The 15,510-nt window shown below is 70.8% G+C and carries 11 protein-coding genes; 10 read left to right on the top strand and 1 reads right to left on the bottom strand.

The genetic code is table 11. The features are described 5' to 3' along the window. Positions 1 to 90: 90 nt before the first annotated feature. The gene (locus QU602_RS14995) at positions 91 to 2,379 is read right to left on the bottom strand and encodes a carbon starvation CstA family protein (protein WP_308797257.1); all 2,289 of its coding nucleotides are present in this window, start codon (positions 2,377 to 2,379) and stop codon (positions 91 to 93) included. A 195-nt stretch (positions 2,380 to 2,574) separates the two neighbouring features. Here QU602_RS14995 and QU602_RS14990 point away from each other — a divergent pair, with 195 nt between their 5' ends. The 10 genes from QU602_RS14990 to recQ all read left to right on the top strand — a co-directional run bounded on the left by QU602_RS14990 (position 2,575) and on the right by recQ (position 15,492). Then, positions 2,575 to 2,955 carry an ArsR/SmtB family transcription factor gene (locus QU602_RS14990; protein WP_308797256.1) on the top strand — a complete coding sequence of 127 codons (381 nt, stop codon included), beginning with the start codon at positions 2,575 to 2,577 and terminating at the stop codon, positions 2,953 to 2,955. Further along, positions 2,952 to 3,437, top strand: a complete 486-nt coding sequence (locus QU602_RS14985; RefSeq protein WP_308797255.1) for an SRPBCC family protein — start codon at positions 2,952 to 2,954, stop codon at positions 3,435 to 3,437. The genes QU602_RS14990 and QU602_RS14985 overlap by 4 nt, the downstream gene beginning before the upstream one ends. 88 nt (positions 3,438 to 3,525) lie before the next feature. Then, complete coding sequence (locus QU602_RS14980; protein WP_308797254.1) at positions 3,526 to 4,374, top strand: PhzF family phenazine biosynthesis protein; 849 nt, start codon at positions 3,526 to 3,528, stop codon at positions 4,372 to 4,374. Between the two features lie 68 nt (positions 4,375 to 4,442). Further along, a complete protein-coding gene (locus QU602_RS14975) occupies positions 4,443 to 4,871 on the top strand; it encodes a hypothetical protein (RefSeq protein ID WP_308797253.1) in 429 nt (142 codons plus the stop codon). 166 nt (positions 4,872 to 5,037) lie between these two features. Next, positions 5,038 to 5,790, top strand: coding sequence for a hypothetical protein (locus QU602_RS14970; RefSeq protein WP_308797252.1), 753 nt, complete (start codon positions 5,038 to 5,040; stop codon positions 5,788 to 5,790). 124 nt (positions 5,791 to 5,914) lie between these two features. Continuing rightward, positions 5,915 to 6,838, top strand: a complete 924-nt coding sequence (locus QU602_RS14965) for an AEC family transporter (RefSeq protein WP_308797251.1) — start codon at positions 5,915 to 5,917, stop codon at positions 6,836 to 6,838. Between the two features lie 257 nt (positions 6,839 to 7,095). After that, positions 7,096 to 7,533 (top strand): LGFP repeat-containing protein, encoded by a 438-nt coding sequence (locus tag QU602_RS14960; RefSeq protein WP_308797250.1) that lies wholly within the window; start codon positions 7,096 to 7,098, stop codon positions 7,531 to 7,533. Positions 7,534 to 7,895: 362 nt separating this feature from the next. Then, the gene (locus QU602_RS14955) at positions 7,896 to 10,451 is read left to right on the top strand and encodes a DEAD/DEAH box helicase (protein WP_308797249.1); all 2,556 of its coding nucleotides are present in this window, start codon (positions 7,896 to 7,898) and stop codon (positions 10,449 to 10,451) included. 252 nt (positions 10,452 to 10,703) lie between these two features. Continuing rightward, a complete protein-coding gene (locus QU602_RS14950) occupies positions 10,704 to 12,992 on the top strand; it encodes a bifunctional metallophosphatase/5'-nucleotidase (protein WP_308797248.1) in 2,289 nt (762 codons plus the stop codon). Positions 12,993 to 13,431: 439 nt separating this feature from the next. Continuing rightward, entirely contained in the window at positions 13,432 to 15,492 is a 2,061-nt protein-coding gene (gene recQ, locus QU602_RS14945) for a DNA helicase RecQ (RefSeq protein ID WP_308797247.1), read from the top strand. The last annotated feature ends 18 nt before the right edge of the window (positions 15,493 to 15,510 follow it).

Below are 15,510 nucleotides of genomic sequence, written 5' to 3'. Positions count from 1 at the left end.
CTCTGTGGGCCGCCATCAGTGACCGGCCCGGCCTGCCGGCGACGTGACGTCGCGCTCGCGTCGTCGCTCATCGCGCTCGGTGCGCCGCCATCAGTGACCGGCCCGGCCTGCGGGCGACGCGACGTCGCGCTCGGCATCGTGCTCGCTCCATTCCGCCTCGATCGCGCGCTCGGCACGCGTCGCGACGAAGCCCGCGGGCGCGAAGCGCCGGCTCGGCACGGCCGGGTCCTCGGCGTCTGTGCCGCCGCCCCTCCGGATGGCCCGGATCGTCACGCCGACCGATATCGCGATGACCACGATCGCGAGGCTCACGAAGATGATCGACAGCATGCCCTGGACGAAGGTGTTGCGCACGACCGCCTCCATGGCCTCGACGCTGGTCGCCGTGCCGAAGCTCGTCTCGCCCGCCGCGAGGGCGTCCTTGAACGCGAAATGGTTCGCCCAGTACCCGACCTGCGGAACCGGCGAGAAGATCTTGTACATGGAGGCGGTGATCGTCACCACCGCCGCGAACGCGAGTGGCAGCGCCACGATCCACAGCCAGCGGAACGCGCCGCGTTTCGCGACGATCGCGAGCACGACCGCGAGCGCGATGGCCGCGAGCAACTGGTTCGCGATGCCGAACAGCGGGAACAGCGTGTTGATGCCGCCGAGCGGGTCGGTCACGCCCATGATCAGGATCGCACCCCAGCCGGCGACCATGATCGCCGTGCAGATCCAGACCCCGGGTCGCCAGCTCACGTCCTTGAACTTCGGCAGCACATTGCCGATCGAGTCCTGCAGCATGAACCGGGCGACGCGCGTGCCCGCGTCGACGGCGGTGAGGATGAAGAGCGCTTCGAACATGATCGCGAAGTGGTACCAGAAGCCCGCGAGTGCGGCACCGCCGAACAGCTGTTGCATGATGTTCGCGAGACCGAGTGCGAGGGTCGGCGCCCCGCCCGTGCGCGAGACGATGCTCTCCTCACCGACGGCCGCTGCGGTCGAGGTCAGCATCTCCGGGGTGAGGTTGACGCCTGTGAGGCCGAGCGAGTTCACGAACGCGACCGCGCCCTCCACGGTGCCGCCCGTCATCGCCGCCGAGGAGTTCATCGCGAAGTAGATGCCGCGATCGAGCGAGATCGCGGCCACGAGCGCCATGATCGCGACGAACGACTCCATGAGCATGCCGCCGTAGCCGATGACCCGGGTCTGCCGCTCCTTCTCCACGAGCTTCGGGGTCGTGCCGGATGCGATCAGGGCATGGAAGCCCGACAACGCGCCGCAGGCGATCGTGACGAAGAGGAAGGGGAACAACGACCCGCTGACCACCGGCCCCAGCTCGCTGTTCGCGAACTCGCTGATCGCCGGGACGCTGATCTCCGGGCGCACGAGCACGACCGCGCCCGCGAGCATCACGATGACGCCGATCTTCATGAACGTCGAGAGGTAGTCGCGCGGGGCGAGCAGCAGCCACACCGGCAGGACCGCCGCCACGAAGCCGTAGATGATGATGCCCCATGCGATCGTCGTGCGGTCGAGGTGGAACATCGCGTAGCCCCACTCGGTGCTCGCCACCCATCCGCCGCCGATGATCGCGAGCATGAGCAGCACGAACCCGATGATGGACACCTCGGTGATCCGCCCCGGGCGGATGAACCGCAGGTAGACGCCCATGAACAGCGCGATCGGGATGGTCATGGAGACGCTGAACACGCCCCATGGGCTCTCACCGAGGGCGTTCACCACGACGAGCGCGAGGATCGCGACGATGATGATCATGATGAGCAGCGCCGCGATCATCGCCGCGGTGCCGCCCACGCGCCCGAGTTCGTCGCGCGCCATCTGCCCGATGGTGCGGCCGCCACGGCGCATGGAGAAGAACAGCACGAGATAGTCCTGCACGGCACCCGCGAGCACCACGCCCACGATGATCCAGATCGTGCCGGGCAGGTAGCCCATCTGCGCCGCGAGCACGGGCCCGACGAGCGGTCCGGCACCGGCGATGGCCGCGAAGTGGTGGCCGTAGAGCACGCGGCGGTCGGTCGGGACGTAGTCCTTGCCGTCGGCCTTGACCTCGGCGGGCGTCGCCCGCCGATCGTCGGGCTTGGTGAGGTGCCGCTCGATGACCTTCGAGTAGAAGCGGTACCCGATGAGATACGTGCACACCGCGGCGAAGACGAACCACATCGCGTTCACGGTCTCGCCGCGGACGATGGCGAGCATCGTCCAGGCGACGCCGCCGAGGAGGGCGATCCCGGCCCAGAGCGCGATCTTGGCTGGGGTCCATCTGGACTCGCGCTTCAGGTCCTCCGGAGGGACGGCGACGGGCGGCAGATTCGGATCCTGGGCGAGTGCGTCGGTGGACGCGGCCGCGGCTCCCGAGGGGGTCGATGGCATGGGTGCTCCTCTTGATGTGCGTCGTTGCGCGCGTCGATCCTAAGCAAGCGATTCCCCTCGAACGGGGGTCAGCGCGACGAGCGGTAGCACCCGTGCGGTGAACGGATTCGTGCTTGACGAGCCCAGACCTTCGTCGTAATCTTGTAGTCAACCAGATGGTTGATCAAGAAGTTCATTGATTACAGGAGGGTGGCGATGATCGGGGACCCGGGCGCAGACGACCGGCTCGACCGTGCCTTCATGGCCCTGGCCGATCCCGTTCGCCGGCGCATCGTGGCCCGGCTGAGCCGGGGGCCCGCGACCGTCAACGACCTCGCCGAACCGTTCACCATCAGCAAACAGGCGGTGTCCAAGCACATCCAGGTGCTCGAGCAGGCCGGGCTCGTCACGCGCACGCGCGACGCGCAGCGGCGGCCCGTGCACCTGCGTGCCGAAGCGCTCGAGGCGCTCACCGCCTGGATCGACCGATACCGGCTGATCCATGAGCAGCGATTCCGTTCGCTGGATGCGCTGCTCGCCACCGAGACCCGTGCCGACGGCGACGTCGACGCGAACGAGAAGGAGCAGGAATCATGAGCAACCCCGTCACCATCACCGTGCCCGAAGGGCTGCCGTTCATCGAGATCGTGCGCGAGTTCGACGCGCCCGTCGAGGCCGTCTTCCGCGCGCACCGTGAACCCGAGCTCGTCAAGCAGTGGCTCGGGCCGCGCGGCTACGAGATGACCATCGAGCGGTGGGACTTCACCACCCAGGGCGGCTACCGCTACGTGCACCGCGACCCCGACGGCGGCGAGTGGGGCTTCAACGGCACGTTCCACACCGTGCGCGACAACGAGTTCGCCGTGCAGACCTTCGAGTTCGAGGGCGTCCCCGACGTCGTGGCCGTCGAGGCCATGACGTTCGAAGACCTCGGCGGGGGCCGTACGCGGCTCACGATTCACTCGACGTACCCGAGCCTCGAGGCCCGCGACGGCATGGCGGCGTCGGACATGGAGACCGGCGTCTCCGAGGGATACGAGCGGCTCGACGAACTGCTCGGCGTGACCGCCGACGCCTGACGCATCCTCCCGCCCGCCCCGCGCGTGAGCCATCCGGCCGCGCTCGGGGCGGCGTGACGAGGGGCGTCCCAGCTGGCAGGATCGGGGGATGAGTGAGCCCGAGATCCTCCGGTACGCCGCGTTCACGGAGGACCCCGCGGGTGGCAATCCGGCCGGCGTCGTGCTCGACGCCTCCGGCCTCGACGACGAGGCGATGCAGCGCATCGCCGCCGAGGTCGACTACGCCGAGACGGCCTTCGTGCTCGGCGTCGAGGGTGCAGCCCGCCGCATCCGGTACTTCTCGCCCATCGCCGAGGTGCCGTTCTGCGGCCACGCGACCATCGCGACCGCGGTCGCGCTCGCCGAGCGCGAGGGCGCCGGCACCTTCCGGTTCGCGACCCCGGTCGGTGAGGTCGTCATCGAGACGGATGCCTCGGACGAGCGCGTGCACGCGACCTTCACGAGCGTCGACCCGGCCGTCGAGGCGTTCGACGACGTGATCCTCGACGAGGTGCTGAACCTGCTGCACCTCACGCGCGGTGACCTCGACGACCGCTACCCGCCGCGGATCGCGTTCGCCGGGAACCGGCACCCGGTGCTCGTGCTCGCCGACGCGACGGTGTTCGACGCGTTCACGTTCTCGCCGGTCGCCGTTCGCTCGATCATGGACTCGCAGGGCTGGGCGGGCACGATCAGCGTGCTGCACCTGGTCGGTGAGACGACGTGGGAGGCGCGCAACCTCTTCCCGGTCGGCCGCATCACCGAGGACCCCGCGACCGGTTCGGCCGCGGCCGCCCTCGGCGGCTACCTCCGGGAGCTCGGGCTCGTGGATCCGCCCGCCGAGGTCGTCATCCACCAGGGACGGCACATCGGCCGGCCGAGCGTGCTCGCGGTCGCGATCCCGGCGCGCGGCGGCATCCGCGTGAGCGGCACCGCGGTGGCGATCGACGCCGCCTGAGCCGAGCTCATGCAACGTTCCTGCGTTTCCCGGCCGAGCCATTGCGAGTCAGGGGATCTCAGGCGAAGATGACCCGGGGGGAAATGATGGGGGAATCCGAGGCGGCGGGTGGCGTCTACCGCGCGCTTGCCTCGCTCGAGTCGAGACTGGCCGAGCGGCTCGGCATCACGCGCGGGCTCCCCGTCGCCGTTCGCGGCGAGTTACCCGTTCCCGAGCTGGTCTCGGTGCTCGAAGACGTGCCGCGCGCGTTCCCCTGGGACGCGCAGCTCGTGCTCACCGTCGTGCGCTCCCGCGACCAGCTGCTCGGCCTGCCCGCCTGGCTCCTCGAATGCGGCGTCGTGGTCCCGACCTGGGTCGTGCACGGCGGCACGCTGGTCGGTGCCACGGGTGCTGCGATGGTGCGCGACATCCTGCGCGACGCGGGCTTCACGACGCTGGGTTCGTGCGACATCGCGAGCGGATGGCGCGCGCTCCGCGCCGTGCCACCGCGTCTCTGAAGCGGCTCCGGCGACCCCCGAAAGCGGGGTTCGTCCGGCACGGTTTCCCGTTCCCAACTCTCCGTTTCGTCGCTAGATTGAGGCCGTGAGCGTGCCGCCGGGGGGCGAACGCGCACCTCGCGGAACCGGGGGGTCCCGCGTGAGAGTTGAATACGGGGGAGATGCAATGCCTTTCGGGACCGCATTCGCACGCGCCAGCACGGCGTCGAACGCACGTCGGCGACTCGTCGCCATCGCCGCGGCCGGCCTGCTCGTCGGCAGCGTGGTCGTCGTGAATCAGGCGCAGGCCGCCGCGGCGGCCGCCGACCTCGTGCGCGCGAAGCAGGCCGCAGTGGCCGCCGTCGGCCACCGTGTGGGCATCGGCGCCGCCGGGGTCGAGGTGGCCGAACTCCAGGCCGCGGCAGCGGCCCGGGTCGCCGAGACGGCGGCGGCGAGTGTGCAAGTGCTGGCCGACGAGGCATCCGCGGCGCTCGGAGCCGACCAGGTGGCCGCGCTCATCGACTCGCAGCAGCGCGTGCGCGAGGCGGCCGGTTCACCTGCCGCCGTGTTCGCCGCGCGGGCCGAGCTCTACGCGGCGCGCGACCAGGTCTCGGCGACCCTCACCGCGCACCGCGAGGCCGAAGCCGCACGGATCGCGGCTGAGGCTGCTGCCGCTGCTGCGGCCCAGGCGGCTGCGGACGCGGCGCGTGCGGCCGACGAGCGTGCGTCGACCGCGGGCTCAGGAGTGGCGAGCCGGTCGGGTGGGTCGAGCGGGGCATCCGCCGCCGCACCTTCCGCGCCGTCCGCGCCGGAACCCGCCGTACCGAGCTATCCAGGTCTCTCGGCTGCACCGAGCCCCGAGGAGTGCGGACCGTGCCTCGGCAAGCCGATGTACCCGATCGAGTACAACGGCTCCTGGTTCTGGGGCTGCGACGGCTGATCCGAGGTGCCGCCACGCGGCTCGGCCCCACGCGGCTCGGCCCGACGCGGCTCGGCGTGACGCGCGACGGTAAGCTGGCGGCGATGATCCGCACGCGCCGCCGAGCCCTCCTGCCGGCCGTCGCGTGATCGACATCCTCACGGGGTTCTCCGTCATCGTCCTGGCCGTGCTCGTCGGCTGGGTCGCGGCCCGCACCGGCGTGCTTCCGGCCGAGGCGAGACCCGTGCTCGCCAAGCTGAACTTCGCCGTGCTCACGCCGTTCCTGTTGTTCTCGGTGCTGTCGACGGCCGACGTCGCGACCCTATTCTCGGCGCTGCTTCCCGTCTCCGCGATCGTGGGGGCCGGGGTGGCGCTGATCTTCGCGGCCGTCTCGCTGTTCGTCTGGCGGCGTGGCGTCGCACACACCGTGATCGGGTCGCTGGCCTCGTCGTACGTGAACGGGAACAACTTCGGCATCCCGATCGCCGCGTACATGCTGGGCGACGCAGCGCTCGCCGGCCCGGTGGTGCTGCTGCAGCTCGTGCTGTTCAATCCGCTCGGCCTCACGATCCTCGGCATCACGGTCGAGGGCCGCACATCGTTCGCCGCCATCGTGCGCGGCACACTGCTGAATCCGATCATCGTGGCCTCCGCGCTCGGCGTGCTCGTCGCGGTGAGCGGATTCGAGCTGCCCCCGATCGTGTCCGAACCCGTCGCGACCATCGGGCACGCGGCCATCCCGCTCATGCTCATCGCCTTCGGGATGTCGCTGCACGGCAAGCGGCTGCTCGCGCCCGGCACCGACCGACGCGACGTGCTGCTCGCGTCCACGCTGCAGCTCGCGGTGATGCCGGTCGCCGCGTGGGCGCTCGGCGCGTTCGTGTTCGGGCTCGAGGGGCATCAGCTGTACGCGGTCACGGTGCTCGCCGCGCTTCCCACGGCCCAGAACATCTTCGTGTTCGCGCAGCGGTATTCCACGGCGGAGACCCTCGCGCGCGACACGGTCTTCCTCACGACCGCGGGTTCCCTGCCGGTGCTCTTCATCGTGGCGCTGCTGCTCGGCGGGTGAACCGGGTCGACTGACCCCGACTCGGCAAAGCCGGGGGCGATCAGGGCTATCCCTGATTCGGAGACCCATCCCCGATCCTTAGAGTCGAAGACGATCACGGTCGCCGACCTGCAGGGGGAACTGTCGCCGGTGCCGAGATCTGCGAGCCGGCCCCGTCGCTTACCCGACATCGCGACGGCGGTCGGCTCCCCTGGGCTGCCCCTGCCTCCCTAGCCGAATCTGCACACCTGTCCGTACCCCACACTCCGGAGTTTCAGATGTCACGCCCCACCGCTTGCACCCCGCACCCGGCCCGTCGCGCCCCGCGCGTGGTCAGCTGGGACGACTTCCAAGCGGCGCTCCGATACGGCGGAGGCGGCGACCTGATCGCCGCCGTCCCCGCGATCGCCGCGAAGCACGCGGAGCACCCGCGCCTGGGAGCGCCGGTCGGCCCGCACGCGGAGCTCCCGCGCGGCACCGGCTACTTCCGCGAGTACGAGCGCGGCACCATCGTCTGGACCGCGCGCCACGGCGCCACCTGCCTGCACGGCATGGTGCGCGACATCTGGGTGCTGCTCGGCGGTTGGGGCGGCCGGCTCGGCCTGCCGATCGCCGACGTCGAGACGCCGAAGGGCTCCGACGTCGCGGGCGCCGACTTCGAGGGCGGCCGCGTCGCCTGGTCCGCGGCCGGCGGTCCGCTCGTCAGCTACGCCTGAGCGCGGAGCATCCGAAGCCCTCATCGAGCGGTCGCTCATGGCGGGTGTTCGCGGCGCGCACCCGTCATCTGCGACGTCTCGCCGTGGTCACGGAGCGGATGCCGCGTGATCGCGACCAGGCATCCGGCCATGTCAGCTGGATGCGGCAGACTCGACTGATGGCCGACCTGCTCGTGATCGCGCCGAGGCATCCGGCCATGTCAGCTGGATGCGGCAGACTCGACTGATGGCCGACCTGCTCGTGATCGCGCCGAGGCATCCGGCCATGTCGGCTGGATGCGGCAGACTCGACTGATGGCCGACCCGCTCGTGATCGCGCCGAGGCATCCGGCCATGTCGGCTGGATGCGGCAGACTCGACTGATGGCCGACCCGCTGCTCTCTCGACTGCCGCACGGCGCCGATGCCGATGCCGACGCGCTGTACGAGGGGTTCGTCGGCTGGGCCGAGGAGCGCGGGCTCACGCTCTACCCCGCACAGGACGAGGCCATCATCGAGCTCGTATCGGGCGCGAACGTGATCCTCTCGACGCCGACCGGCACAGGCAAGTCGCTCGTCGCGGTCGCGGCGCACGCCGCGGCCGTCGCGCGCGGCGGCCGCACGTACTACACGGCCCCGATCAAGGCGCTGGTCTCCGAGAAGTTCTTCCAGCTCGTCGAGATCTTCGGCGCCGCGAACGTCGGCATGGTGACCGGCGACAGCTCGGTGAACGCCGACGCCCCGATCATCTGCTGCACCGCCGAGATCCTCGCGAACCTCGCGCTCCGGCAGGGGCCCGACGCGCCGGTGGACCAGGTCGTCATGGACGAGTTCCACTACTACGGCGACCCCGACCGCGGCTGGGCCTGGCAGGTGCCGCTGCTGATCCTCAACCGCGCGCAGTTCGTGCTCATGTCTGCGACGCTCGGCGACGTCACCGACCTGGCCGCCGACCTCACCCGGCGCACCGGTCGCGAGACGGCGCAGGTCACGGGGGTCGAACGGCCGGTGCCGCTCAGCTTCTCGTACGCGAAGACGCCCGTGCAGGAGACCGTCGAGGAGCTCCTCGAGACCCGGCAGGCGCCGGTGTACATCGTGCACTTCTCCCAGGCCGCGGCCATGGAACGCGCGCAGGCGCTCTCGTCGATCCGGGTCGTGACGCGCGAACAGCGCGACGAGATCGCGGAGGCGATCGGCGGGTTCCGCTTCAACACCGCGTTCGGCAAGACCCTGTCCCGACTCGTGCGCGCGGGCATCGGGGTGCACCACGCCGGGATGCTCCCTCGCTACCGCCGGCTCGTCGAGACCCTCGCGCAGCGCGGGCTTCTGCGGGTCATCTGCGGCACCGACACGCTCGGCGTCGGCATCAACGTGCCGATCCGCACCGTGCTCATCACCGCACTCGCCAAGTTCGACGGCCAGCGCATGCGACACCTGAGCGCGCGCGAGTTCCATCAGATCGCGGGCCGCGCCGGCCGCGCGGGATACGACACCGCCGGCACGGTCGTGGTGCTCGCGCCCGAACACGAGATCGAGAACGAGCAGGCGGTCAAGAAGGCCGGCGACGACCCGAAGAAGCTCAAGAAGATCGTCCGCAAGAAGGCCCCCGCGGGGTTCGTGTCGTGGGGCGAGGCCGCGTTCGACCGACTCGTCGCCGCCGAGCCCGAGCCGCTCGTGCCCCAGCTTCAGCTCACGGCCGCGATGCTCATCAATGTGATCGGCCGTGGCGGCGATGCCGCCGGAGGCATCCGTTCACTCGTGTTCGACAATCACCAGAGCCGAGCGCGGCGCTATGAGCTGGCCCGCCGCGCCCTCGACGTCCTGCGCACGCTGCGCGACGCGGGCGTCGTCGAGCTGGCGGCCGATGCGGAAGCCGGGCCGCTCGGCGTGCGGCTCGCGCTCACGGTCGACCTGCAGCCGAACTTCGCGCTCAACCAGCCCCTGTCGCCGTTCGCGCTCGCCGCGATCGAGCTGCTCGATCCCGAGACGAGCGAGCAGGGCACCGGGCACTACGCGCTCGACGTCGTGTCGATCATCGAGGCGACGCTCGACGACCCGCGGCCGATCCTGTCGCAGCAGGAGTTCCGCGCACGCGGAGAGGCGATCGGCGCCATGAAGCAGGACGGCGTCGAGTACGACGAACGGATGGCCCGCGTCGAAGAGGTGACGTATCCGAAGCCGCTCGACGAGCTGCTGAGCCACGCGTTCGAGACCTTCGCGTCGAGCCAGCCCTGGGTGCGCGACTTCGAGCTGCGGCCGAAGTCGGTGGTCCGTGACATGTTCGAGCGTGCGATGTCGTTCGGCGAGGTCGTGTCGTTCTACCAGCTCGCGCGCAGCGAGGGACTCGTGCTGCGGTACCTGTCCGATGCGTTCAGGGCGATTCGGCAGACCGTGCCCGAAGAGGCCAAAGACGAGGAGCTGCACGACCTCATCGAGTGGCTCGGCGAGCTGGTCAGGCAGGTCGACTCGAGCCTCGTCGACGAGTGGGCCGAGCTCATCGACCCGACGCTGCACGACGCCGACGCCGAGCAGGCCGTGGTGCCGCCGGCGCCGCCGTCGGTGGTCTCCAACCGTCGCGCATTCACCGTGCTCGTGCGGAACGAGCTGTTCCGGCGGGTGCAGCTCGCCGCGCTCGAGCGCGACGACGAGCTCGCCGAGCTCGACCCCGACGTCGACTGGCCAGGCGCGCTCGACCGGTACTACGCGGAGCACGACTCGATCGGCGTGGACGCGGCGGCGCGCTCGCCGAGGCTGGTCGCGATCGACGAGACGGATGCCTCGGGCGGCGCAGGGGGCGCCGGTGGGGTGTGGCGCGTCGAGCAGACGATCGACGACCCCGCGGGCGATCGCGATTGGCGCATCCGGGCCGAGGTCGACCTCGAGGCGTCGGCGGACACCGGGGCGGCCGTGGTGCGGGTGACCGAGGTGGTGCGGTTGTAGCTCTCGCTGGTCGAGTAGCGAGCGACGAAGGAGCACGCGTCTCGCGACCCCGGGGCGTGCGCTGCTCACATGAGCGAAATTCACGGCGCGTCCCGATCGGGTCTTCCCTTGGCGCGGGCGTCTGCATAGGCTTTCGCGCATGTCCCCCGTTCGCGGGTCACGGCATCGCGGCCGAGCGGTGTCGGCGGCGTCCGCTACTGTGGACTAGTATCCAATCCGGTCGCGCCGCGGCCGTCTGCTGCAAGGAGAGACATGCATCGTCGAACCGTACGGCGCTCCGCGGGGATCGCGGCCGCCACCGCCGGCGCACTCGCCATCGGCCTGCTCGGCGGCGCGCCCGCCCAGGCCGCTCCCGAGACCGTCAACCTCGTGACGGTGAACGACTTCCACGGCCGCATCGAGCAAGACGGCGCCGCGGGTGGGGCCGCGCGGCTCGCGACCGCGGTGAACGGATTCCGCGATGCGAACCCGAACACGGTCTTCGCCGCGGCAGGCGACCTGATCGGCGCGTCGACGTTCACGTCGTTCATCCAGCAGGACGTGCCGACGATCGAGGCGCTGAACGCGGCCGGGCTCGACGTGAGTGCCGCGGGCAATCATGAGTTCGACCAGGGCTGGGCCGACCTGCGCGACCGTGTGCAGGGGCTCGCCGACTGGGAGTACATCGCCGCCAACGTCTTCCTCGGCGACTCCGACGAGACGGCCCTCTCCGAGTCGTGGACGACGACGCTGCCGAACGGCGTGACCATGGGCTTCGTCGGTGCGGTGACCGAAGAGCTGCCCTCCCTGGTGAGCCCGGCCGGCATCGCCGACCTGCAGGTGCGCGACATCGTCGACTCGGTCAACGCGGCCGCCGGCCGGCTCTCCGACGGCGACGCGGCGAACGGGGAGGCCGATGTCGTCGTGCTGCTCGTGCACGAGGGCGCGGCGACCACGAGCATCGAGTCCGCGACCGACCCCGACTCGGCGTTCGGGCGGATCGTGCTCGGCGCCGACGCGAACATCGACGCGATCGTGTCCGGGCACACGCACCTCGCGTACAACCACGTGATCGACGGCCGACCGGTCATCTCGAGCGGGCAGTACGGCGAGAAGTTCAGCAATATGGTCATCGAGTACGACCCCGTGACCGATGAGCTGCTGAGCATGCAGAACACGGTCTACGACGTGGCCGTGAGAGACGCCGCCGGCACCGTGACGGGCTACAACTACGAGCCCGACCCCGATATCGCGGCGCTCGTGGGCGAGGCCACGAAGGTCGCCGACGAGCTCGGCAAGGTGCAGCTCGGCACGATCGCCGGGGATCTCAACCGCGGGTTGCAGCCCGACGTCGACGCGGCCGGAAACCCCGTGCCCGGCAGGACGGTCGAGTCGCGCGGTGTCGAGTCGACGCTCGGCAACTTCGTCGCCGACGTGCAGCTGTGGTCGGTCAACCAGGATGCGCCGGCCGACGACCCAGTCGACATCGCCTTCATGAACCCCGGCGGGCTCCGCGCGAACCTCGCCTTCGCGCCCGACGGCGTCGTCACCTATCGCGAGGCCGCGAATGTGCAGCCGTTCGCGAACACGCTGTTCACGCAGAATCTCACGGGCGAGCAGGTCAAGCAGGTGCTCGAAGAGCAATGGCAGCCCGCGGGGTCCAGCCGGCCGTTCCTCAAGCTCGGGGTCAACGCCGAGTTGCACTACACCTTCGACCCGGCGGCGCCGGCGGGCTCCCGCATCACCGGCATCACCCTGAACGGTGCACCGCTCGACCCGGCCGCGACCTACCGGGTCGTCGCGAACTCGTTCCTCGCGGCGGGCGGCGACAACTTCTTCACGCTCGGTCAAGGCGCCGGCCGGGCTGACACGGGCAAGATCGACCTGCAGTCGATGGTCGACTGGTTCGCCGCGAACGGCGAGGCGACGCCCGACCTCGCGCAGCGCTCGATCGGCGTGCAGATCTCGGCGCCCGACGCCGACGGCTACGGCCCGGGCGACGCGATCACGGTGGACCTGTCGGCGCTCGACTTCACGACCACCGAGCCCGCCGCGGGTGAGGTCGTCGTGACCCTCGGCGGCATCGAGCTCGGTCGCGCGCCGATCGACCGCACGCTCGTGCGGCTGGTCGACGGTGTCGGCACGGCGTCGGTCACCGGCACCATCCCCGAAGGGTTGTACGGGCCGCAGCCGCTCGTCGTCACGGTGCCCGCGACGGGCACCACGGCGAGCGTCACGGTCGAGCTGAACGCCGAACCGGTCGAACCCGTCGACACGACGGTGATCGGGCTCGCGAACCGGCTCATCGCCACCTCGAAGACGCCCATCACGTACTCGGGCGTGGTCATCGCGCACGACGGCACGCCCGCGGTCGGCACGATCGAGATCCGTGACGGCAGCACGGTGCTCGCCACGGTCGAGCTGACGGCCGAGGCGCGCGGTGTGTTCCGCGCCGAGCTCGGCACCCTGCCGCGCGGGCTGCACCTGCTGCGGGCGCACTTCACGGGTGCACCCGGCTTCGAGGATGCACGCAGTCTGCCGTTCCCGGTGCTGGTGCGCTAGAGGTCTCTCCCGCCCGAACGGGGCCGGCGCCGCAGGCGCCGGCCCCGTTCGTGCGTGTGCGCGCCGCGCGGCGTCGCCTTGCTGTCCCCGCCGCGGCTCCGCGCCACTTCTGCACCGCCTCTGCTGCGCTCCGCGCCACTTCTGCGGTTTCTGGGCTGCGCTCTGTGCCACTTCTGCGGCTCCCCTCCGCGCCACTTCTGCGGCTCCGCGCCAGCTCTGGTGGCGCGGCGGTGCAGAAGTGGCGCGGAGCGTGTGGGGTGTGGCGGTGCAGAGGTGGCGCGGAGCGTGTGGGGTGTGGCGGTGCAGAGGTGGCGCGGGGCGTGTGGGGTGCGGCGGTGGGGGTGCGCGGAGCGCGTGGGGTGTGGCGGTGGGCTGCGCGGAGCGCACTGGGCTGTGCAGAGTCGACCGACGTGTCAGCGGGGGTCGTTACACTCGACGGGTGCAGCGCCAGTCAGAGCCCGAGTGGGTCGATGAGATCCCGTGGGACCCCGACGAGTTCGCGCCGCCCGAAGACGACGGTTGGGTGCCTCCGCCCGACCTCGCCGTCGACCCAGGCCGCGGAGCGGCCGGCGCGGGTGAGCGCGGCGGCCCCTTGCGTGCGGGTGCCGGCGAGGCATCCGCTCGGGCTACGACGCCCGGCGGGGCGTCTCAGCCAACCGGCGCCGCGCCGGCCCGATTCGCGACCGCGCTCGAAGCGCTCAAGACCGTGTTCGGGTACGACGCGTTCCGTGGCGAACAGGCCGACATCATCGACCACGTGACGGGCGGCGGCGACGCCGTCGTGCTCATGCCGACCGGTGGCGGCAAGAGCCTCTGCTACCAGATCCCTGCGCTGCTGCGCGAAGGCACGGGCATCGTGGTCTCGCCGCTCATCGCGCTCATGCACGACCAGGTCGACGCGCTGCAGCGCAACGGCGTTCGCGCGGCCTACCTCAACTCCAGCCAGTTCCCGGCCGAACGCGCCGAGGTCGAGCGGCGGTATCTCGCGGGCGACCTCGACCTGCTGTACGTCGCACCCGAGCGGCTCAACACCGAACCGACCCTGCAACTGCTGGCGCGCGGCCGCATCGCCCTGTTCGCGATCGACGAGGCACACTGCGTGTCGCAGTGGGGGCACGACTTCCGGCCCGACTACCTCGCGCTGTCCGGCCTCGCCGAGCGCTGGCCCGACGTGCCGCGCATCGCACTGACCGCCACGGCGACCGATGCGACGCACCGGGAGCTCACCGAACGGTTGTCGCTCGGTCGCGCCCGGCACTTCGTCGCGAGCTTCGATCGGCCGAACATCCAGTACCGCATCGCGCCGAAGCTCGAGGTGCGCAAGCAGCTGCTCGACTTCATCCGCACCGAGGGCCGCGACGCCGACGGCAACCCGGTCTCGGGCATCGTGTACGCGCTGTCGCGCGCGAGCACCGAGCGGTTCGCCGAGTTCCTCAGCGCGAACGGCGTCGATGCGGTCGCGTATCACGCGGGTCTCGATGCGAGCGTGCGGCGGCACACGCAGGAACGATTCCTCCGCGAAGACGGTGTCGTCGTGGTCGCGACGATCGCGTTCGGCATGGGCATCGACAAGCCCGATGTGCGGTTCGTCGCGCACGTCGACCTGCCGAAGTCGGTCGAGGGCTACTACCAAGAGACCGGTCGCGCGGGTCGCGACGGCCAGCCGGCGACCACCTGGCTCGCGTACGGGCTGCAAGACGTCGTGCAACAACGCCGCATGATCGACGACAGCCCGGGTGACCTCGCCTTCCGGCGTCGACTCAGCCAGCATCTCGACGCCATGCTCGCGCTCTGCGAGACCGTGCACTGCCGCCGCCAGAACCTGCTCGGCTACTTCGGTCAGGCGAGCGACCCATGCGGCAACTGCGACACCTGCCTCGAACCGCCCGCCTCCTGGGATGGCACGGTCGCCAGCCAGAAGCTGCTGTCCACCGTCGTCCGGCTGCAGCGCGAGCGCAACCAGCGATTCGGTGCCGGCCACCTCGTCGACATCCTGCGCGGCAAGTCCACTCCGCGCATGCAGCAGTACGGGCACGATCAGCTGTCCACCTTCGGCATCGGCCAAGACCTCAGCGATGCGCAATGGCGCGGGGTCGTACGGCAGCTGCTTGCGCAGGGGCTGCTGCAGGCCGTCGGCGACTACGGAGTGCTCACGCTCACCGAAACCTCGGGCGCCGTGCTCTCGGGCGATCGCACGGTCGCGTTCCGGGAAGAGCCCGACCGGCCGGTCCGCGGGTCCTCCCGCCGGGCAGCCGCTCCCGCCGCAGCCGACCTCGAACCGGCGCAGGCCGAGCGGTTCGAGGCGCTCCGCGCCTGGCGTGCCGGCGAGGCGAAGGCGCAGGGCGTGCCCGCGTACATCGTGTTCGGCGATGCGACGCTCCGGGCGGTCGCGGTCTCGCAGCCGCAGTCGCTCGGCGACCTCGACGGCATCACGGGCATCGGGGCGAAGAAGCGCGAGGCATACGGCGAGGCACTGATCCGGGTCATCGCCGAAGCCTGACACAGCGTCGTGGCGGAT

It is taken from the genome of Agromyces protaetiae, from assembly GCF_030866785.1.
GTDB lineage: Bacteria > Actinomycetota > Actinomycetes > Actinomycetales > Microbacteriaceae > Agromyces > Agromyces silvae.
The sequence above is the reverse complement of the archived record's forward strand: the minus strand, read 5'-3'. Positions and strand labels throughout refer to the sequence as shown.

What these genes read in the sequence shown, in the direction of transcription:
- QU602_RS14955 (WP_308797249.1), top strand. Translation starts at nt 7,896, where the DNA reads ATGGCCGACCCGCTGCTCTCTCGACTGCCGCACGGCGCCGATGCCGAT.
- QU602_RS14975 (WP_308797253.1), top strand. Translation starts at nt 4,443, where the DNA reads ATGACCCGGGGGGAAATGATGGGGGAATCCGAGGCGGCGGGTGGCGTC.
- QU602_RS14995 (WP_308797257.1), bottom strand. Translation starts at nt 2,379, where the DNA reads ATGCCATCGACCCCCTCGGGAGCCGCGGCCGCGTCCACCGACGCACTC.
- QU602_RS14985 (WP_308797255.1), top strand. Translation starts at nt 2,952, where the DNA reads ATGAGCAACCCCGTCACCATCACCGTGCCCGAAGGGCTGCCGTTCATC.
- QU602_RS14980 (WP_308797254.1), top strand. Translation starts at nt 3,526, where the DNA reads ATGAGTGAGCCCGAGATCCTCCGGTACGCCGCGTTCACGGAGGACCCC.
- QU602_RS14950 (WP_308797248.1), top strand. Translation starts at nt 10,704, where the DNA reads ATGCATCGTCGAACCGTACGGCGCTCCGCGGGGATCGCGGCCGCCACC.
- QU602_RS14960 (WP_308797250.1), top strand. Translation starts at nt 7,096, where the DNA reads ATGTCACGCCCCACCGCTTGCACCCCGCACCCGGCCCGTCGCGCCCCG.
- QU602_RS14990 (WP_308797256.1), top strand. Translation starts at nt 2,575, where the DNA reads ATGATCGGGGACCCGGGCGCAGACGACCGGCTCGACCGTGCCTTCATG.
- QU602_RS14970 (WP_308797252.1), top strand. Translation starts at nt 5,038, where the DNA reads ATGCCTTTCGGGACCGCATTCGCACGCGCCAGCACGGCGTCGAACGCA.